This is a genomic window from Sphingopyxis sp. (assembly GCF_050725655.1).
Classification (GTDB): domain Bacteria; phylum Pseudomonadota; class Alphaproteobacteria; order Sphingomonadales; family Sphingomonadaceae; genus Sphingopyxis.
On sequence record NZ_JBOHHT010000053.1, the window covers coordinates 69,201 to 87,939 of the forward strand.

Below are 18,739 nucleotides of genomic sequence, written 5' to 3' on the forward strand. Positions count from 1 at the left end.
GTCAAGCGCGATTGCGCGTTGCTTTAGGCGGGAGGCGGTGCCGCATCAAGGCTGGAAAGGGGCTTTTCGTGACCAGCGACGCGGCTTGCCTATCGCGCCCGTGCGCCGCTAGGGCGGGGCAAGGTTCGAACAGAGGGAGACGCAAGCAAATGACGCGGCGCAAATATGTGGTCGGCAACTGGAAGATGAACGGGCTTTCGGCGACTATTGCCGAGGCGCAGGCAATCTTCGCCGCGGCGGACGATCATGCCGCCGTCGATGTCGCGATCTGCCCGCCCTTCACGCTGATTGGCGCCGTCGCCGTCGCCGCGCCGGGCAAGGCTGTCGGCGGACAGGATTGCCATAGCGCCGCTTCGGGCGCCTTTACCGGGTCGGTCGCAGCGGAGATGCTTGTCGACATAGGCGCGAGCGTCGTGATCGTCGGGCACAGCGAGCGGCGCGAAGGCTTTGCCGAGAGCGACGCCGATGCGCGCGCGAAGGCCGAAGCGGGCCTCGCCGCCGGACTGTCGGTTATCCTCTGCGTCGGCGAACCGCGCGAAATACGCGAATCGGGTGGCGCGATCGATTATGTGCTCGCGCAGATCGCCGGATCGGTCCCCGACGGCTTCGATCCGCTCCGGCTGGCCATCGCCTATGAACCGATCTGGGCGATCGGGACCGGCCTGGTGCCCACCGTCGCCGATGTGGCGGCGATGCACGGTGCAATCCGTGGCGCGCTCGCCGCACGTTTCGGCGGCGCAGCGGAAGATATGCGCATATTATATGGCGGGTCGGTCAATGGCGAGAACGCCGCCGAACTGCTGGGGGCGGGCGACGTCGATGGCGCGCTGGTCGGCGGTGCGAGCCTGACGGCTGCCAAGTTCGTACCGATCATCGCGGCGGGCGCGGCGCTCGGCTGATACTTGGCGGCTGATGGGTGGCGGCTGATCCTATGGGTTGAAGCGAAGCCGCTTCGTCTCTATGTGCGCCGCGGGCGCGGTCCGTTTGAGACCGCGCAAGTTCGGGAAAATATGATGTCCAGTCTCTTCACCTTCATCCTCGTCCTGCAGGCGCTCGTCGCCGCGGTGATGATCGGCGTCATTCTGATGCAGAAGTCGGAAGGTGGCGGTCTTGGCGTCGGCGGCAGTCCTGCGGGCCTGCTTTCGGCGCGCGGCGCGGCGGATTTCATGACCCGTGCGACGACGATCCTCGCGACGGCCTTCGTCGCGCTGTCGATCGTCCTTGCGGCCATGGCCTCGGTCGGCCGCAGCGGTTCGACGATCGACACCTCGCTGTCGAAAACGGCGCAGCCGCAGACGAGCGGCTCTTCGGCGCTGACCGGCGCGGCACCGCCCGCGCAGGGTGCACCTGCTGGTGCGACGCCCGCGGTGGCGAGCGACGACCCGCTGGCCGCTGCTGCAGCCGCGGCAAGCCAGGAAGCCGCTCCGGCACCGGCGCAGGCACCGCCCGCCAAGAAATAACCGGCGGCTTCGGCCTCCGACCATAACCCGCCCGGCGGAAATATTTTCCGCCGGGTGCGATTCGACGGCTTGCGCCGTCCCCCTCCCGTTGAGTAAGTCTTTCCTCCCATGGCGCGGTTCATTTTTATCACCGGCGGCGTGGTCTCCTCGCTTGGCAAAGGTTTGATGGCGGCTAGCCTCGCGGCTTTGTTGCAAGCGCGTGGCTATCGCGTCCGTATCCGGAAGTTCGATCCCTATCTGAATGTCGATCCGGGCACGATGTCGCCCTATCAGCACGGCGAGGTCTATGTGACCGACGACGGCGCGGAAACCGACCTCGACCTCGGCCATTACGAACGCTTTACCGGCGTTGCGGCGCGGCAGAGCGACAATGTCACCTCGGGCCGCGTCTATCGCGATATCATCACCAAGGAACGCCGCGGCGACTATCTGGGCGCGACGGTGCAGGTCATCCCGCACGTCACCGACGAGATCAAGGCGTTCGCGCGTGCCGAGACCGACGATCTCGATTTCGTACTCTGCGAAATCGGCGGCACGGTCGGCGATATCGAATCGCTGCCCTTCATCGAGGCGATCCGCCAGCTCAAGAACGAAGTCGGGCGCGAAAACGCGATCTCGGTTCACGTCACGCTGGTGCCGTACATCGCGGCCGCGGGCGAACTCAAGACCAAGCCGACGCAGCATAGCGTGCGCGAACTCGCCTCGCTCGGCGTCCAGCCCGACATTCTGCTCTGCCGCTGCGAAAAGCCGCTGCCCGAGAGCGAACGCGCGAAAATCGCGCAATTTTGCAACGTCCGCAAGGAAGCGGTCATCCCGGCGCTCGATGCCGACAGCATTTATTCGGTGCCGGTCCAATATCATGGCGAAGGGCTGGACAGCGAAGTGCTGCACGCGTTCGGGATCAAGGATGCGCCCGCGCCGGACCTGTCGCGCTGGTACGACATCATGGACCGCAAGCAGCATCCCGAGGGCGAAGTCACGATCGGCGTCGTCGGCAAATATGTCTCGCTGCCCGACGCCTACAAGTCGCTGAACGAGGCGCTGGTCCACGGCGGCATGGCGCACCGGGTCAAGGTCAATATCCGCTGGCTCGACGCCGAAATGTTCGAGCGCGACGAGGATCTGGCCGCCAATCTCGAACCGATGCACGGCATTCTTGTCCCCGGCGGCTTCGGCGAGCGCGGCTCCGAAGGCAAGATTTCGAGCGTGCGCTTCGCGCGTGAACGCAATGTGCCCTTCTTCGGCATCTGCCTCGGCATGCAGATGGCGTGCATCGAGGGTGCGCGGAACACGAGCGGCATCGCAGATGCGTCGAGCACCGAATTCGGCCCGACCGACGAGCCCGTCGTTGGCATGATCACCGAATGGATGAGCGCCGAAGGTCTGCAGAAGCGCGGCGCCGACACCGATCTGGGCGGCACGATGCGGCTGGGCGCCTATGAGGCGAAACTGTCGCCGAACAGCCATGTCGCGAGCGTCTATGGCGCCAACGACATCAGCGAACGCCACCGCCACCGCTACGAGGTCAACAACGCTTATCGCGAGCAGCTCGAAAAGGGCGGTCTCGTCTTTTCGGGCATGTCGCCCGACGGCATGTTGCCGGAAATCGTTGAGCGCCCGGACCATCCGTGGTTTATCGGGGTGCAGTTCCATCCGGAACTGAAATCGAAGCCGTTCGACCCGCATCCCTTGTTTGCGGGCTTCATCGAAGCGGCGGTGAAACAGAGCCGGTTGGTTTAGAGCGGGCCGAAAAAAGGGATTTAGGGGCATGGATCACGCAAGACTTGCCGAGTTGCAGGGCCCCGACAGCATCTTTTCCGGCCTTTCCATCGAGGATTGGGACGAAATTGCGCGCCGCGCGGTGCAGGTCAATTTCGTCAAGGGCAAGGAATTGCTCGTCCAGGGCGACCCGGGCGACATGATGCTGATCCTGACCGAAGGCACCGCGCGCGTGTCGATGCTGACCTCGGGCGGGCGCGAGATCGTGCTCGCCTATGCCGAACCCGGCGCAATACTGGGCGAGATCGCACTACTCGATGGTGGCGAACGCACCGCGTCCGTCACCGCGACGAGCGCCGGGAGCGCGCTCCAACTCGGCCGCAATGCGCTCAAGGACTTTGCCGCAAGCCATCCCGAATTCGCATGGTCGCTGATGCAGCAGCTCGCGCGGCGGCTGCGCACCGCCGACCAGACGATCGAGAGTGATCGCGCCTATGCGTCGGGTCCGCGGCTTGCGCGCTATCTCAAGCGGCTGATTCGCAAGGATGTCGAGGCGTCGCACCGCGTCGAGCTGAGCCAGACCGAGCTTGGAAATTTTGCGGGGATGAGCCGCGAGCATATCAACCGCCAGCTCAAGAGCTGGGAGGAATCAGGCGTGATTTCGCTGGAGCAGGGGCGGGTGCGGGTGCTCGATACCGATATGCTGGAGGATATTAGCGAGAGCGAGGGGTAGGGTGGCTAACGACCGAGCAGTTGCCGTAAATCCTCCCTGTGCCGCAGGCATGGGGAGGTGGCAGCGCGAAGCGCTGACGGAGGGGCTTTAGCGCTAACGTCGCGGCCCCTCCACCATCGCCTGCGGCGACGGTCTCCCTCCCCATCGCTGCGCGACAGGGAGGATCGGAATGAAAGCTCACCACCCCAAAGTGTCATGGTTGGGCGGCACCGGAATCACAACGCCCGGGCCTCGTTGCCGAAACCCGGGCGCCTGTGACGAACACTCGCCATCCCCCTTTGTTGCAAGCCCGGCGAAAGGCCTGCACTCCCTGGAGCCGGGCCTTTGGGCCGCGTTGAACCAGAAGCAGTGTGGGTAGGTCCGCAGGGGGGGTTTGTCACGCTTCGACGGGCAGTTGGGCCTGCTTTTGCCCGGCGCTGTGGCCTATCGGCAACACATTCTGCAAATCATTTGCCGTTTGACGCCATGTCGGCGGCCATTGCCAGAGGTGCCGGCGCTGCTTAAAGCGGCGCTATGCGTGTCATTCCTCATGCGCCGCAAAGGCACATCGCTCCATGATTCTGCGTCCTTACGAACGCACCATCTTCAAACGCTATATGCTCCCGCAGCGCGGCGAAGGGTTCATCTTCGTCGCGGCGGCGTTCAGTTTTCTGGCGGTAACGCTCGGCGTCGCGGCGCTGGTGATCGTGATGAGCGTGATGAATGGCGTACGCAGTGACCTGTTCGACAAGATCGTCGGGCTCAACGGCCATGCGGTGGTGCAGGGCTTCGGGGGCCGGCTCGACGACTGGCAGGACGTGCTGAAGCAGGCGAAGGCGACGCCGGGCGTCGTTTCGGCGACGCCGCTGATCGAGCAGCCGTTGCTCGGGACGTTCAGCGGGCGCGTCGAAGGGATTCTGGTGCGCGGCATGCTGGTGCCCGACATCCGCAAGAACGAGACGCTGAACGGCAAGGTGCTGCAGGGCAGCCTCGACACGCTGACCGCCGGATCGGGTAATATCGCGATCGGCAGCGAACTGGCGCGCAACCTCGGCGCAACCGTCGGGTCGAACCTGACGATCATCAATCCGCAAGGGCGACCGACTCCGTTCGGCACCGTGCCCCGCGAAATCAGCTATCGCATTTCGGCTATTTTTGAGATCGGCGTCTATGATTTTGACAAAGCCTATGTCGTGATGCCGATGGAAGATGCGCAGTTGCTCCTGCTGACTGGCGACCAGGTCGGGATGATCGAGATCAAGACCACCGACCCCGACAAGGTCGGCGAGATATTGCAACCACTCGCCGAAAAGGTTGCGGCGCAGGCGGTCGTGTCGGACTGGCGATCGATGAACGCCAGCCTGTTCGAAGCGCTGTCGATCGAGCGGGTGGCGATGTTCGTGATCCTGTCGCTGATCGTGCTGGTGGCCGCATTCAACATTGTCTCGTCGCTGATCATGCTGGTGCGTGCGAAGACACGCGACATGGCGATATTGCGCACGATGGGGGCGCCGCGCGATGCGGTGCTGCGCATATTCATGACGATCGGTGTGTCGATCGGCGTCGCGGGGACGCTCGTCGGCATGGGCTTCGGTTTCGGGCTGCTCTATTTCCGCGCCGGCGTGCTGCGCGGGGTCGAGTTCCTGACCGGCCAGCCCTTGTGGGATCCGTCGATCCGCTTCCTTACCGAATTGCCGTCGAAACCCGACCCGTTCGAGATCACCGGGATCGCGGTAATGGCGATCGTCTTCAGCTTCCTCGCGACGCTCTATCCGGCGTTCAAGGCGGCGAACACCGATCCGGTGCAGGTGCTGCGTTATGAGTGACATGGTCCTCGAGCTTCATGCGCTGAAGCGCAGCTTCACGCAGGGCGATGTCACCATCGACGTATTGCGCGGGGTCGATGCGCATCTGAAGCGCGGCGAAATCGTCGCGCTGCTCGGGCCTTCGGGGTCGGGCAAGTCGACGATGCTGCAGGCCGTGGGGTTGCTCGAAGGCGGGTTCGACGGGACGATCAGCATCGACGGCCACGACGTCACGCGATATGACCAGGGCGAGCGGACGAAGACGCGGCGCGAGAAGATCGGCTTTGTCTATCAATTCCACCACCTGCTCCCCGATTTCAACGCGATCGAGAATGTGATCCTGCCGCAGCTGATCCGCGGGGCGGGGCAGGCCGAGGCCGAGGAACGCGCCGCGGACCTGCTCGGGCGACTGGGATTGGCCGAGCGTTTGCATCACAAGCCGAGCAAGCTGTCGGGCGGCGAGCAGCAGCGCGTCGCGGTGGCGCGCGCGCTGGCGAACAGGCCCTTGCTGGTGCTCGCCGACGAGCCAACGGGCAATCTCGACGAGGCGACCGCCGACAGGGTGTTCGACCAGTTCGTCAAGCTGGTGCGCGACCATGGATCGGCGGCGCTGGTGGCGACGCATAACGAGCGGCTCGCGGCGCGGATGGACCGCGTGCTGCGCTTGCACGACGGGCGGATCGAGCCGTAGGCTCGCGCACCAGACAGGGGACGGAATATGGCATTATACGATCTTTCGGCGAAGCTGCCCGGCGGCGGCGCGCAGTCGTTGGACGATTATCGCGGCAAGGTGCTGCTGATCGTCAACACCGCGTCGAAATGCGGCTTCACCCCGCAATATGAGGGGCTGGAGGAGCTGTACCGCGATTACAAGGATCGCGGGCTCGAAATCCTCGCCTTCCCGTGCAACCAGTTCGGCGCGCAGGAACCGGGCGATGCCGCGGAAATAGCGAACTTCTGTTCGCTGACCTATGATGTCAGTTTTCCTTTGATGGCGAAGATCGATGTGAACGGCGACGATGCCGACCCGATCTTCAAGCATCTGAAGAAGGAAAAGACCGGCCTGCTCGGCAGCGGGATCAAGTGGAATTTCACCAAATTCCTTGTCGATCGCAATGGTAAGACCGTGTCGCGCCACGCGCCAACGACCAAGCCCGAACAGCTTCGGAAAGAGATTGAGGACCTGTTGGGTTAGCCCAAAAACGTTCGTCATTGCGAGCGGAGCGAAGCAATCTAGAGCGGTTCTGCGCCTACTCTGGATTGCCGCGTCGCTTCGCTCCTCGCAATGACGATTTTTGGTAAATGGAATGGTGGTCGAATCGCAACTGTCACTGTAGCGTCGTCCGATGGCCTTCAGCCCCTTTGTCCCCCTGCGCGTCTTTTCCAGCTATACGATGCTCGAAGGGGCGATCGAACCCAAAGCGATCGCCAAAGCCGCGCGCGAGCGCGGGTTTCCGGCGATCGCGGTCGCCGATCGCAACGGGCTTTACGGCGTCATGGCATTCGGCGAGGCATGCAAGGCGGCAGGCGTGCAGCCGATCGTCGGCACGCTGCTGAGCGTCGCGCGCCCGGGACAGCGGCTCGCGAATGGCGCGCCAATGATCGACTGGCTCGCGCTCTATGCGCAGGACAATGCCGGATATGACAATCTGTGTGCGCTCGTGTCGGCGGCACACCTCGGCCGCCCGGTCGAGCAGGATCCGCATGTCACCCTGTCCGACCTTGCGGGCAAGACCGATGGGCTGATCTGTCTGACCGGCGGCGGCGAGGGTGCGCTCGCGCGCTTGCTCGCTGGCGAGCAGCTGACCGCCGCAAATGATTATGTCGAGCAGCTGGAAGCGCTGTTCGCGGGGCGGCTCTATATCGAGCTGGCGCGGCGAAACGATGCCATCGAAATGGCGGCCGAGAAGGCGCTGATCGAGATGGCCTATGCGCGGGCGCTGCCGCTGGTCGCGACCAATCCCGCATCCTTCGTCGAACCGCAATTCCACCCCGCGCACGACGCGATGCTGTGTATCGCGCAGTCGGCCTATGTCGAAAGCGAAGACCGGCGCGTCAGCAGCCCGGAGGCGTGGTTGAAGCCTGCCGAGGCGATGGAAGATGCATTTTCGGACCTGCCCGAGTCGATGCGCAATACGCTCGTCATCGCGCAGCGATGCGCGTTCATGGCGCCGAAGCGCAATCCGATCCTGCCGAGCCTCGCCGGCGATCGTGAGGGCGAGGCGGCGCAGCTGGCCCAGGACGCGCGCGACGGGCTCGACCTGCGGCTCGCGCACTATCCCGACCTGACCGACGAAGAGCGTCAGACCTATGTCGAACGGCTCGAATTCGAGGTCGGCGTTATCATCCAGATGGGCTTTCCCGGCTACTTCCTGATCGTTGCCGACTTTATCAAATGGGCGAAGACGCACGATATTCCGGTGGGCCCCGGTCGTGGTTCGGGCGCGGGCAGCGTCGTTGCGTGGGCGCTGACGATCACCGATCTCGATCCGCTCAAGCTCGGCCTGCTGTTCGAACGCTTCCTCAACCCCGAGCGTGTGTCGATGCCCGACTTCGACATCGACTTCTGCGAAACGCGGCGCGGCGAGGTGATCCGCTATGTGCAGGAGAAATACGGCCGCGATACGGTGGCGCAGATCATCACCTTCGGTAAGCTGAAGGCGCGCGCGGTTCTGAAGGATACCGGGCGCGTGCTCCAGATGAGCTATGGCCAGGTCGACCGGCTCGCGAAGCTGGTGCCCAACCATCCGACCGATCCCTGGACGCTCGAACGCGCATTGAACGGCGTTTCCGAGCTGATGACCGAGTATAAGCAGGACGACGGCGTGCGCCGCCTGTTCGACATGGCGCGCCAGCTCGAAGGCTTGCCGCGGCACAGTTCGACCCACGCCGCGGGCGTGGTGATCGGCGACCGCCCGCTCGACCAGCTCGTCCCGCTCTATCGCGACCCGCGTTCGGACATGCCGGTGACGCAGTTCGACATGAAATATGTCGAGAGCGCGGGCTTGGTGAAATTCGACTTCCTCGGATTGAAGACGCTGTCGGTGCTGAAGGAGGCGAAGCGCCTGCTCGCACTGCGCGGGATCGATGTCGATCTCGACGCGCTGCCGTGGGAAGACTCGGATGCGACGCCCAAGGTCTATGAACTGCTCCAGCGCGGCGAGACGGTCGGGGTGTTCCAGCTGGAATCCGAAGGCATGCGGCGGACGCTGTCGGCAGTGAAGCCGACCAATTTCGGCGACATCATCGCGCTCGTCGCACTCTATCGTCCAGGGCCGATGGACAATATCCCGCTGTTCGGCGCGCGCAAGAACGGCCGCGAGGCGATCGCCTATCCGCACCCGTTGCTCGAAGGCATTCTTGCCGAAACCTATGGCATCTTCGTCTATCAGGAACAGGTGATGCAGGCGGCGCAGATCCTCGCCGGCTACAGCCTCGGCGGCGCCGACCTGCTGCGCCGCGCCATGGGCAAGAAGGTCCAGGCCGAAATGGACGCGCAACGCGACACTTTCGTCAAGGGCTGCGGCGAGCATAACCAGATCGCCCCCAAGGCCGCGAACGAGCTGTTCGACTTGATCGACAAGTTCGCGGGCTATGGCTTCAACAAGAGCCACGCCGCCGCCTATGCGCTGCTGTCGTACCAGACGGCGTGGCTGAAGGCGCATTATCCGCACGAATTCTTTGCCGCGTCGATGTCGTTCGACAGCCACCAGACCGACAAATTGTCGATCTTCATCGACGATATGCGCCGCCTGGGCATCGAGGTCGCCCCGCCGTCGATCAACGAGAGCGAGGCCGATTTCTCGGTTGGGCAGAGCGGCGACGAACTGGCGGTGCGGTTCGCGCTCGGCGCTCTCAAAGGCGTCGGCGAACGCGCGATGGAGGCGCTCGTGGCCGAACGCCGCGATCGCGGCGATTTTGCTTCGCTCGACGATTTCGCGGGCCGTATCGACCCCAAGCTGCTCAACCGGCGCCAGATCGAGGCGCTAGCTGGGGCCGGCGCATTCGACGGCGTCGAGCCCAACCGTCCGCGTGCGTTTGCCGGGGCCGAAAGCCTGCTCGCCTGCGCCAATGCGTCGGCGCATGAACGGTCGACCGGGCAGGGCGGACTGTTCGGCGGCGATGTCGACATCGCGCCCGCTCTGCAACTGCCGGCGGCCGAACCCTGGACGCTCGCCGAGCGGATGACGCGCGAAAAGGAAGCGTTCGGTTTCTATTTCTCGGCGCATCCGGTCGAGCAATATGAGGCGATCGTGGCTGCACGCGGTGCACGCAGCTATGGCGATATTTGCGCCAACGTCGAAATGACGCCTGGCACGCGCATTCCGATGACAATGGCGGGGATGGTCGAAAGCGCGCGGCCGCGCGTATCGCAGCGCGGCAATCGTTTCCTCAACCTGACGCTTTCCGACCGCAGCGGGCAATTCCAGTCGAGCTGTTTCGACGAGCAGGCGAGCAAGATATTGGAGGCGCTCGCGGCCGATGGCGGCTGCGCGATCCTGTCGGTCGAGCTCGACCTGCTCGAGGGCGAAGAAACGCCGCGCGTCACGGTGCGCGGCGCGCAGCCGCTGGCCGAAATGGCGGCGACCGCGGCACTGGAACTGACATGCCGCGTCGCGCTGCCCGATGCGATCGCGGAGATGGCGCGCCTGCTCGAACGGCGCGACGATGCACGCGGGCGCGTGTTCGCCCTGACCGAAGACCCCGACACCGGCGACGAACTTCGCATCAACCTCGGCCGCGGTTTCGCGCTGGGCCCCGATGTGGTTTCGCGGTTCGAAACGGTCGCGGGGATCAGCGACGTGACGCTGTCGCTGTTCACCCCCAAGGACTTTCGGGCGCGCTGATCGTTGACGCTTGCGTAAAATGCATTCCTCGCCTTATTCCTAGGGCAAAGAAAAGAGAGGAATGCCCGATGTCCGGAATGCAGAGCCAGCCGCTGCTGGTCACCAGCCTGATCGACCATGCCGCGCGCGAACATGCGGATCGCGAGATCGTCTCGCGCTGGGCCGATGGTAGCCAGACCCGCACGACATGGGGCGAGGTTGGCCATGACGCGCGCCGCTTCGCCGCAGCGATGACGAAGCTGGGGATGCAAAAGGGTGACCGCATCGCGACGCTGGCGATGAACCACGGCCATCATCTGGTCAGCTGGTACGGCAGCGCGGGGATGGGCGGGGTGCTCCACACGGTGAACCCGCGGCTGTTCGACGAGCAGCTCATCTATATCATCAACCATGCCGACGACCGCGTGCTGTTGTTCGATGCGATGTTCCTGCCGATCATCGAGCGGCTGCGCCCGCAATTGCCGACGGTCGAGCATTTCATCCTGTTCGATGCCCCGGCGCGCGACGGCTATCTCTCCTATCGCGACCTGATCGACGCCGAGGATGGCAGCTTTGAATGGGTGGTGCTCGACGAGCGCGATCCCGTCGGGCTTTGCTATACCAGCGGGACCACCGGCAATCCCAAGGGCGTGCTTTACGAGCATCGCTCGAACGTCATTCATGCGATCACCGAGATCCAGCCCGACGTGTTCGGCCTGTCGAACCGCAGCGTGATCCTGCCGATCGTGCCAATGTTCCATGCCAACAGCTGGGGCGTGCCCTTCGCCGCCGCTACGGTCGGGGCCAAGCTGGTATTCTCGGCGACCAACGACGCGCAGATCCTCTGCGACCTGATGCACGACGAGGGCGTGACCCACAGCGCCGGTGTGCCGACGGTGTGGATCGCGATGTTCGCGCATATGGATGCGACCGGCATCGGCTATGGCAAACTCGAGCGCGTGATCATCGGTGGCTCGGCGGCGCCGCGCGCGATGATCGAACGGTTCATGCGGGCGGGAATCGTCGTCGGTCATGCGTGGGGGATGACCGAAACCAGCCCGATCGGGACGATGGGCAAGCGGCCGTGGAACTGGGACGAGCTGAGCTTCGACGAACAGGTCGACATCGTTTGCCGTCAAGGCTGCCCGCCGTTCGGGGTCGAGCTGCGCATCGTCGATGAGGCGGACCATGTCCTGCCGCGCGACGGGGTAACCAGCGGGCGGCTGCAATGCCGCGGGCCGTGGATCATCCAGCGCTATTTCAAGGCCGATACCGATGCCGCCGATGCCGAGGGCTGGTTCGACACCGGCGACGTCGCGGTGCTGCACCCCGACGGGGTCATGCAGATCACCGACCGTGCCAAGGATGTGATCAAGTCGGGCGGCGAGTGGATCAGCTCGATCGAGCTGGAAAATGCCGCGGTCGGCGCGCCGGGGGTGCAGGAGGCGGCGGCGGTCGGGGTCTATCACCCGAAATGGGACGAGCGGCCGATCCTGTTGATCGTGAAAAAGCCGGGGTCCGAGGTGAGCGAGGCGGCGATCGTCGATTATCTGAAGGACAAGGTCGCAAAATGGTGGTTGCCCGACGAAGTGGTGTTCGTCGAGGAACTTCCCCACACGGCGACGGGCAAGATTTTGAAGCGCCAGATTCGCGACGATTACAAAGATTACAAGCTGAAGTCGCTGGCGGCGGCGTGAGTGTTTAGAAGAGAGCTGGCAAGACCGTCGCCCCCGCGGAGGCGGGGGCCGCTGTCGGCGTTGCTCAGGCGTTGATGCCCTCGAACAAATCCGTCCATTCGGGGTTGGCTTCCGAAACCAGTCGTAGTTTCCAAACGCGATTCCATTTTTTCAAAGCTTTCTCGCGGATTATCGCTTCGTCGATGCGATCAAAGGGTTCGGCATAAACCAAGCGCACCAAACCCCATTTCCTGCAAAATTCAGAGCCGGTTCCGGATCGGTGCGCGAATATTCGAGCTGGCAGGTTATCCGTGACACCGATGTAGAGAATTCCCATCGGCTTATTGGTCATAATGTAGACATAGGCGCTTCTCATTGATCTCGGCCCCAAGTTGCCAGCGGCCCCCGCCTTCGCGGGGGCGACGTTTATTCCGCTAGAACAGCTCCATCTGCCCATCCCGTTCGGGCGGCTTGAACAAATCCGACCTTATCGGCGGAAAGCTCCGGTCCATGTTATGTTCGCGCGCGGCGCGTTTGACGCGGGTGCGGATGAGCTGCGCCCAGACACCATGCCCCTTCATCCGGGTGAAGAAATTGGGGTCATTGTCCCGCCCGCCGCGGATGTCCTGCACCATATGCATGACCTTGTCGGCGCGGTCGGGGTAGTGGGCGGCGAGCCAGGCGCGGAACAAGGGCGCGACCTCATGGGGCAAGCGCATCAATATGTAGGACGCACGGATCGCGTCGGCTTCGGCGGCGGCGGCCATGATCGCCTCGATCTCGTGATCGGTAATCGCGGGGATGATCGGCGAGATATTGACTTGCGTCGGTACGCCGGCGTCGATCAGCTTGCGGATCGCGGCGAGGCGGCGGCGCGGATGCGGCGCGCGCGGTTCGAGGGTGCGCGCGATGGCGGGGTCAAGCGTCGTTACCGACACGGCGACACCAACCAGATTATCGCGCGCCATATCGGCGAGCAGGTCGATGTCGCGGAGCACGCGGTCGGACTTGGTGGTGATAATCAGCGGATGGCGCGTTTCGGCGAGCACCTCGACGATCGACCGCGTGATACCCCATTCACGCTCGATGGGTTGATAGCCGTCGGTGTTGGTGCCGATCGCCAGCGGCGCCGCCGTATAGCCGCGCTTCGCGAGTTCGCCGCGCAGCAGTTGTGCGGCGTCGGGTTTGGCGAAGAGCTTGCTTTCGAAATCGAGCCCGGGGGACAGGTCGTGGAACGCGTGGGTCGGGCGCGCGAAGCAATAAATGCAGCCATGCTCACACCCGCGATAGGGATTGATCGAACGGTCGAAGCTGATGTCGGGCGACTTGTTGCGCGAAATGATCGTCTTGGGATGTTCGACCGTGACCGTCGTGCGCAGCCGCGGCGCCTCGCCGTCGATCTCCTCCGCCGCGTCGAGCCAGTCGCCGTCGAGGACGCGCTCGGCCGATCCGGTGCGCGTCGGGCGCAGGTTGGTCGGCGCGCCGCGGCCCGAAATCGGGGGGAGGGGTTTGGGCGATTCCATTGGTGCATCTTATCGCGCCAATGAGAACAAATAAAGAACATACCTTCATTCGTCATCCCTGCGAAAGCGGGAACCCAGTTCCGCCCTTCGAAGCGCGCGGGGTGTCGCTCTGGGTCCCCGCTTTCGCGGGGATGACGAAATTTGAGGATGCGCTATTCGGTGAGCCGCGGCATCAGTTCGACGAAGTTGCAGGGCTTGTGGCGGCTGTCGAGCTGGGTCGACAAAATGCCTTCCCACGCGTCGGTGACCGCGCCGGTCGAGCCGGGCAGCGCGAAGATATAGGTGCCGCGCGCGACGACGGCGCAGGCGCGCGACTGGATCGTCGAGGTGCCGATCGTCTGATAACTGAGCCAGCGGAACAGCTCGCCGAACCCCGGAATGTCCTTGCCGTCGAGCCGGTGCAGCGCCTCGGGCGTCACGTCGCGGCCCGTCAGGCCGGTGCCGCCAGTGGTGATCACGACATCGACTTCGGGGTCGTCGATCCAGTTGTGGAGGCGCGAGACGATCAGCGCGGTTTCGTCCTTGATGATCGCGCGGGCGGCGAGGATATGGCCCGCCGTCGTCAGCAATTCTTCGAGCTTGTCGCCCGAGCGGTCCTCCGCCGCGCTGCGGCTGTCCGAAATCGTCAGCAGCGCGATACGGACGGGCTTGAAGACGAGGCTCTCGTCAATCGGCATTCGCGAGGCCGCTGGTGTAAGTCAGGCGCGTGCGGTCCTTGCCATCGGGGAAGCGCGGCCATTTGCCCTGCGCGAGCGCGGCGCGACTGACCGACGGCTTGCCCTGCTGGGCTTCGTACATCCAGTAATTGCGCAGCACGATGCCGACATAGCCGCGCGTTTCCCAATAGGGGATCGATTCCATATAGAGCAAAGGATCGCCATTATCGCGGATCTCGGACTGCCAGCGCGCGACGGGCGCGGGACCGGCGTTATAGGCGGCGATCACCTTGGGCAATTGTCCGCCGGTCGAGGGATCCTTGCTCAGATATTGCAGATAGCTCTGCCCCATGTCCATGTTGACCGCCGGGATGCGCAGATCGCCCGTCCCGAGATCGCCGCGCCAGCGTGCGACGTCGCGTGCGGTGCCGGGGCGCACCTGCATCAGCCCGAACGCGCCTGCCGGGCTGACGACGGTGCGCTGGAAACGCGATTCCTGGAGCGTGTGGGCAAAGACCAGTGCCGGATCGACCTTCCACCCGCCATTGGGTTCCCATTTGGGTTGTGGATAGCGCGCCTGGGCAGCGGGTTTGCGGCCCTGCGGCGTGTTGTGGGCAAGATAGAGCTGCGTTTCGGGGAGGCTGAGCACGCCAGCGATCGCGAGCAACTGCTCATGCTGTCGTGCGTCGCCGATCAGCGCCTGATGGCGCAGCGCGGCGTCGGCATATTTATCTTCGCCAATCTCGGACAGCGCCATCGCGGCGCGGACGTTGGGCAGGTCTTCGAGCGCGCGCCAGGCACTGCGATCGGCGCGGACATTCTCGCGCTGGCGGTTCGGTTCGACGCCGAGCGTTTCGGCTGCGAGGAGGCCGTAGAAGGTTTCCTCATTGGCGGCGGCAGCGCGCAGGCGCTGCTGCACCGATGCGGGGTCGCCCGCGGCGATCGCGGCGCGTGCGGACCAGTAATAAGCGGCGGCGCGCTGTTCGCTGTCGGGCGCTTCCTTGGCGACGCGGTCGAAAGCGGTCAGTGCGGTACGATAATCGCGCGTGCGCCACGCCGCGAGGCCCTTGACCCACGCGCCTTGCGTCGACCAAGCGCCCTGACCACTGCTGCATTCGCCGGCGAGGCGCAGCGCGTTGGCGTCGTCATTTTCGATATAATAGGACCAGGCGACCTTTTGCCGCCATTCGTTGCGTGCTTCGGGGGTGAGCTGGTCGCCGGCGGCGTTGAGCAGGGCTTCGGCGCCCGCCGGATCGTCATTCTTGATGCGTTCGGGAATCGAGTGCGCCAGCGCTGCGGCAGCGGGGTCGCCGCTGACGGCGTCGGCGCCGAGGCGGCGCGGCGCGGTGCCGGCCCAGGTAAGGCGCGACTGAAGAGGCAGCGTCGGCACGTCGGTCGCGCCGCGCCGGGTCGCGAGACGGCCGAGCTGTTCGGCCTGCGGCAGGAAAGGCGAGCGGGAGAGGATCGGCATGATGTCGCCGATTTCGGCGCGCGGGCTATTCGCGGCGGTCAGCAGTTCGGCGCGCAGGAAATCGTTGAGCGGGCCGTTATCCGCGCCATCGAGCAAGTACTTGGCTTCGGCCCAGCGCTGGCCACGGATCGCGGTCAGGACCTGTGTGTAAAGCTGTTTCTGTTTCGACGACAAGATGTCGGGCACCGTCTGCGGCGCCGACACAAGATCGCGGTTGACGGCATCGGCGGCGAACGCCGGCGAGGCAGCGAGGGCAGTTGCGAGAACCGCACATGAAATGAATGTCTTGGTCATATTCTGCATCCGTCAACGTCCCCGGTTGAACAGTTTCAGGCTATCCCAGGCCGCCGCCTTCTGGGCGGGTCGGGCCAGCAGCATCGCGGGATGCGCCACAGCCACGGCCTCCATCTTGCCGCCATCTTGGTTAATATCGAGTAACTTTCCGCGCACATCGGGCAGCGCCGCCGCTGCGGCCATGCGGACGATGTCGCTGCCGATCAACAGCAGACGTCCGGGTTTGGCCAGCCGGAGATGATGCCAGAGCAGCCGGTCAAGCTCGGCCGCCTCGTCGCCGTCGCAGCGTCCGCCGGCGGGGCGCGTCACCGCGAGGCTGGCGACATAGCAATCGCCCTGCGCCATGCCGATCGCCTGCAACATCGCATCGAGGAGCTTGCCCGCCGCGCCCGCGAAGAGCGTGCCGTCGCGCTGGTCGTCGATTTCGGGCCAAGCGGTGAGCAGCATCAGCGGCGCGCTGGCGTCGCCGACCGGAAGCACGCGGCGCGCGTCCCACTGGCTGCCCGGCACATCGTCGCTTGCCGCGAGCCATTGCTGGAATTCGCCCCAATCGTCGGGAAAGACGGTCGGCCCCTTCGCTTCGACGGCTTCCGGCGTCTCCTGACGCTGGAGCGCGGCGGGAAGCGGAGCCAGTTCGGGTTCGGCGTTGATGACGCGTTTCGGCTTGGCCGTCGCAGCGTCATTCGCGGGCGGCGTGACGAGCCAGCCTGCGGGCTGCTCGCCGACGAGCGCGTCGACACCCGCCAGCGACCACCAGTCGCAAGTGCTTTGTGCCAGCAACGCTGAATATGACCCACCCATCGATTTACACCAAACAGGTGGTTGACGGACCCGTCAATTGGCGGGCATCGCATTTCGTGACAGAATGAGCGCGGGACACGATGAATGATCCCGCGCGGGGACGGCAGAAAGGTATTTGCGGTGAGCGAACGGGAATCGATGCCCTATGATGTGGTCATTGTCGGCGCGGGGCCGGCGGGGCTATCGGCGGCGATCCGCCTCAAACAATTGGCAAATGACGCGGGCAGCGAATTGTCGGTGTGCATCCTTGAAAAAGGATCCGAGGTCGGCGCGCATATTCTTTCGGGCGCGGTGATCGATCCCAAGGGGCTCGACGAACTGCTGCCCGAATGGCGGACGCAAGGCTGCCCGCTCGCCGAGGTGCCGGTCAACGACAACCAGCACTGGATCCTGACCAAGACCAAGAAGATCGGCCTGCCGCACATCATCACGCCGCCCTTCATGCATAATGTCGGGACATACACCGGCAGCCTCGGCAATCTTTGCCGCTGGCTCGCCGAGCAGGCCGAAGGACTGGGCGTCGAAATCTTCCCGGGATTCCCGGCAGCCGAGATACTCTATAACGAGGATGGCTCGGTCAAAGGTGTCGCAACCGGCGATATGGGCGTTGCGCGCGACGGCAGCCACAAGGGCGATTATGCCCCCGGCCTCGAGCTCCATGCGAAATACACCTTCTTTGCCGAAGGCGTGCGCGGCCATCTGACCAAGATGCTCAAGCCGCAGTTCGCGCTCGACGCCGATTGCGAGCCGCAGGTCTATGGCCTTGGCGTCAAGGAATTGTGGGACATCAAGCCCGGGAACCATGCCGCGGGCCGCGTGATCCACACGCAGGGCTGGCCGCTCGACCAGAACGCCAATGGCGGCGGCTTCCTCTATCATCAGGCGAACGGGCAGGTCGCGCTCGGTTTCGTGACCTGGCTCAACTATCGCAACCCGCACATCTCCCCGTTCCAGGAGATGCAGAAGTGGAAGACGCATCCCGCGATCGCTGCGATCCTGAAAGGCGGCAAGCGCGTCTCCTATGGCGCGCGCGCGATCAGCGATGGTGGGCTGCAGTCGGTGCCCAAGCTTGCTTTCCCGGGCGGGGCGCTGATCGGAGACACCGCGGGTTTCCTCAACGTCCCGCGCATCAAGGGCACGCATACGGCGATGAAGTCGGGCATGATGGCAGCCGAAGCGGCGTTTGCCGCGGTGACTGCGGGCCGCAGCAGCGACACGCTCGACGCCTATCAGGCCGCCTTCGACGACAGCTGGGTCAAGAAGGAACTCAGCGTCGTGCGCAACGTGCTGCCGCTCGTCGAGAAATATGGCGACATGGCGGGGACGATCCTGTCGGGCATCACGATGTGGCTCGAAACGCTGAAGATCAAAGTGCCCTTCACGATGAAGCATCATCCGGACAATGAGAGCCTGTACCGGGCTGACATCATGCCGAAACCTGATTATCCGAAACCCGACGGCGTGCTGACCTTCGACCGCCTTTCCTCGGTATTCGTATCGAACACCAACCATGAGGAAGACCAGCCGGTCCATTTGCAGCTCAAGGACCCGTCGATCCCGGTCGCCTATAACCTGCCGCTCTATGACGAGCCGGCGCAGCGTTATTGCCCTGCGGGGGTTTATGAGATCGTCGGCGAGGCCGAGGGCGATCCGAAATTCGTGATCAACGCGCAGAATTGCGTCCACTGCAAGACGTGCGACATCAAGGACCCGACCCAGAATATCAATTGGGTCACCCCCGAAGGCGGCGGAGGCCCCAATTACCCGAACATGTAAGCCCGCACGCTTCTTTCTGA

The 18,739-nt window shown here is 64.3% G+C and carries 15 protein-coding genes; 10 read left to right on the forward strand and 5 right to left on the reverse strand.

What is annotated here, in order from left to right; translation table 11 throughout:
• Nucleotides 1–149 precede the first annotated feature (149 nt).
• The 9 genes from tpiA to ACREBX_RS07185 all read left to right on the forward strand — a co-directional run bounded on the left by tpiA (nt 150) and on the right by ACREBX_RS07185 (nt 12,219).
• Nucleotides 150–899, forward strand: coding sequence for a triose-phosphate isomerase (gene tpiA, locus ACREBX_RS07145; protein WP_431561057.1), 750 nt, complete (start codon nt 150–152; stop codon nt 897–899).
• 111 nt (nt 900–1,010) lie between these two features.
• On the forward strand, nt 1,011–1,460 hold the full coding sequence (gene secG, locus ACREBX_RS07150; protein WP_431561058.1) for a preprotein translocase subunit SecG: 450 nt from the start codon (nt 1,011–1,013) through the stop codon (nt 1,458–1,460).
• A gap of 108 nt (nt 1,461–1,568) precedes the next feature.
• Nucleotides 1,569–3,200: a CTP synthase gene (locus tag ACREBX_RS07155; RefSeq protein WP_431561059.1), complete on the forward strand. Its 1,632-nt coding sequence runs from the start codon at nt 1,569–1,571 to the stop codon at nt 3,198–3,200.
• Nucleotides 3,201–3,228: 28 nt separating this feature from the next.
• Complete coding sequence (locus tag ACREBX_RS07160) at nt 3,229–3,912, forward strand: Crp/Fnr family transcriptional regulator (protein WP_431561060.1); 684 nt, start codon at nt 3,229–3,231, stop codon at nt 3,910–3,912.
• 554 nt (nt 3,913–4,466) lie between these two features.
• Nucleotides 4,467–5,717, forward strand: a complete 1,251-nt coding sequence (locus ACREBX_RS07165) for a lipoprotein-releasing ABC transporter permease subunit (protein ID WP_431561061.1) — start codon at nt 4,467–4,469, stop codon at nt 5,715–5,717.
• Entirely contained in the window at nt 5,710–6,387 is a 678-nt protein-coding gene (locus ACREBX_RS07170; RefSeq protein WP_431561062.1) for an ABC transporter ATP-binding protein, read from the forward strand. Before ACREBX_RS07165 ends, ACREBX_RS07170 begins: the two co-directional genes overlap by 8 nt.
• Before the next feature lie 27 nt (nt 6,388–6,414).
• Nucleotides 6,415–6,891 (forward strand): glutathione peroxidase, encoded by a 477-nt coding sequence (locus ACREBX_RS07175; protein ID WP_431561063.1) that lies wholly within the window; start codon nt 6,415–6,417, stop codon nt 6,889–6,891.
• 151 nt (nt 6,892–7,042) lie between these two features.
• Nucleotides 7,043–10,543, forward strand: a complete 3,501-nt coding sequence (dnaE, locus tag ACREBX_RS07180) for a DNA polymerase III subunit alpha (RefSeq protein WP_431561064.1) — start codon at nt 7,043–7,045, stop codon at nt 10,541–10,543.
• Between the two features lie 77 nt (nt 10,544–10,620).
• Nucleotides 10,621–12,219, forward strand: a complete 1,599-nt coding sequence (locus ACREBX_RS07185) for a long-chain fatty acid--CoA ligase (RefSeq protein ID WP_431561161.1) — start codon at nt 10,621–10,623, stop codon at nt 12,217–12,219.
• Nucleotides 12,220–12,283: 64 nt separating this feature from the next.
• On the opposite strand, the gene ACREBX_RS07190 is transcribed toward ACREBX_RS07185, so the two are convergent.
• From ACREBX_RS07190 to ACREBX_RS07210, 5 genes are all read right to left on the reverse strand, one after another.
• Entirely contained in the window at nt 12,284–12,574 is a 291-nt protein-coding gene (locus ACREBX_RS07190) for a GIY-YIG nuclease family protein (protein ID WP_431561065.1), read from the reverse strand.
• 58 nt (nt 12,575–12,632) lie between these two features.
• Nucleotides 12,633–13,721: a PA0069 family radical SAM protein gene (locus ACREBX_RS07195; RefSeq protein WP_431561066.1), complete on the reverse strand. Its 1,089-nt coding sequence runs from the start codon at nt 13,719–13,721 to the stop codon at nt 12,633–12,635.
• A gap of 152 nt (nt 13,722–13,873) precedes the next feature.
• Nucleotides 13,874–14,398 carry a molybdenum cofactor biosynthesis protein B gene (moaB, locus tag ACREBX_RS07200; protein ID WP_431561067.1) on the reverse strand — a complete coding sequence of 175 codons (525 nt, stop codon included), beginning with the start codon at nt 14,396–14,398 and terminating at the stop codon, nt 13,874–13,876.
• The gene (locus ACREBX_RS07205) at nt 14,388–16,142 is read right to left on the reverse strand and encodes a transglycosylase SLT domain-containing protein (RefSeq protein WP_431561068.1); all 1,755 of its coding nucleotides are present in this window, start codon (nt 16,140–16,142) and stop codon (nt 14,388–14,390) included. Before ACREBX_RS07205 ends, moaB begins: the two co-directional genes overlap by 11 nt.
• Nucleotides 16,143–16,154: 12 nt before the next feature.
• Nucleotides 16,155–16,922, reverse strand: a complete 768-nt coding sequence (locus ACREBX_RS07210) for a uracil-DNA glycosylase family protein (protein ID WP_431561069.1) — start codon at nt 16,920–16,922, stop codon at nt 16,155–16,157.
• Between the two features lie 141 nt (nt 16,923–17,063).
• On the opposite strand from ACREBX_RS07210, the gene ACREBX_RS07215 reads away from it, so the two are divergent.
• Nucleotides 17,064–18,719 (forward strand): 4Fe-4S dicluster domain-containing protein, encoded by a 1,656-nt coding sequence (locus tag ACREBX_RS07215; protein ID WP_431561070.1) that lies wholly within the window; start codon nt 17,064–17,066, stop codon nt 18,717–18,719.
• Nucleotides 18,720–18,739: the final 20 nt, after the last annotated feature.

Bases quoted from the DNA above. Each gene is read 5' to 3' on its own strand.
- ACREBX_RS07190 (WP_431561065.1), bottom strand. From the start codon at position 12,574: ATGAGAAGCGCCTATGTCTACATTATGACCAATAAGCCGATGGGAATT.
- ACREBX_RS07205 (WP_431561068.1), bottom strand. From the start codon at position 16,142: ATGACCAAGACATTCATTTCATGTGCGGTTCTCGCAACTGCCCTCGCT.
- ACREBX_RS07185 (WP_431561161.1), top strand. From the start codon at position 10,621: ATGCAGAGCCAGCCGCTGCTGGTCACCAGCCTGATCGACCATGCCGCG.
- dnaE (WP_431561064.1), top strand. From the start codon at position 7,043: ATGGCCTTCAGCCCCTTTGTCCCCCTGCGCGTCTTTTCCAGCTATACG.
- ACREBX_RS07160 (WP_431561060.1), top strand. From the start codon at position 3,229: ATGGATCACGCAAGACTTGCCGAGTTGCAGGGCCCCGACAGCATCTTT.
- ACREBX_RS07175 (WP_431561063.1), top strand. From the start codon at position 6,415: ATGGCATTATACGATCTTTCGGCGAAGCTGCCCGGCGGCGGCGCGCAG.
- ACREBX_RS07155 (WP_431561059.1), top strand. From the start codon at position 1,569: ATGGCGCGGTTCATTTTTATCACCGGCGGCGTGGTCTCCTCGCTTGGC.
- tpiA (WP_431561057.1), top strand. From the start codon at position 150: ATGACGCGGCGCAAATATGTGGTCGGCAACTGGAAGATGAACGGGCTT.
- secG (WP_431561058.1), top strand. From the start codon at position 1,011: ATGATGTCCAGTCTCTTCACCTTCATCCTCGTCCTGCAGGCGCTCGTC.
- ACREBX_RS07195 (WP_431561066.1), bottom strand. From the start codon at position 13,721: ATGGAATCGCCCAAACCCCTCCCCCCGATTTCGGGCCGCGGCGCGCCG.
- moaB (WP_431561067.1), bottom strand. From the start codon at position 14,398: ATGCCGATTGACGAGAGCCTCGTCTTCAAGCCCGTCCGTATCGCGCTG.
- ACREBX_RS07170 (WP_431561062.1), top strand. From the start codon at position 5,710: ATGAGTGACATGGTCCTCGAGCTTCATGCGCTGAAGCGCAGCTTCACG.
- ACREBX_RS07165 (WP_431561061.1), top strand. From the start codon at position 4,467: ATGATTCTGCGTCCTTACGAACGCACCATCTTCAAACGCTATATGCTC.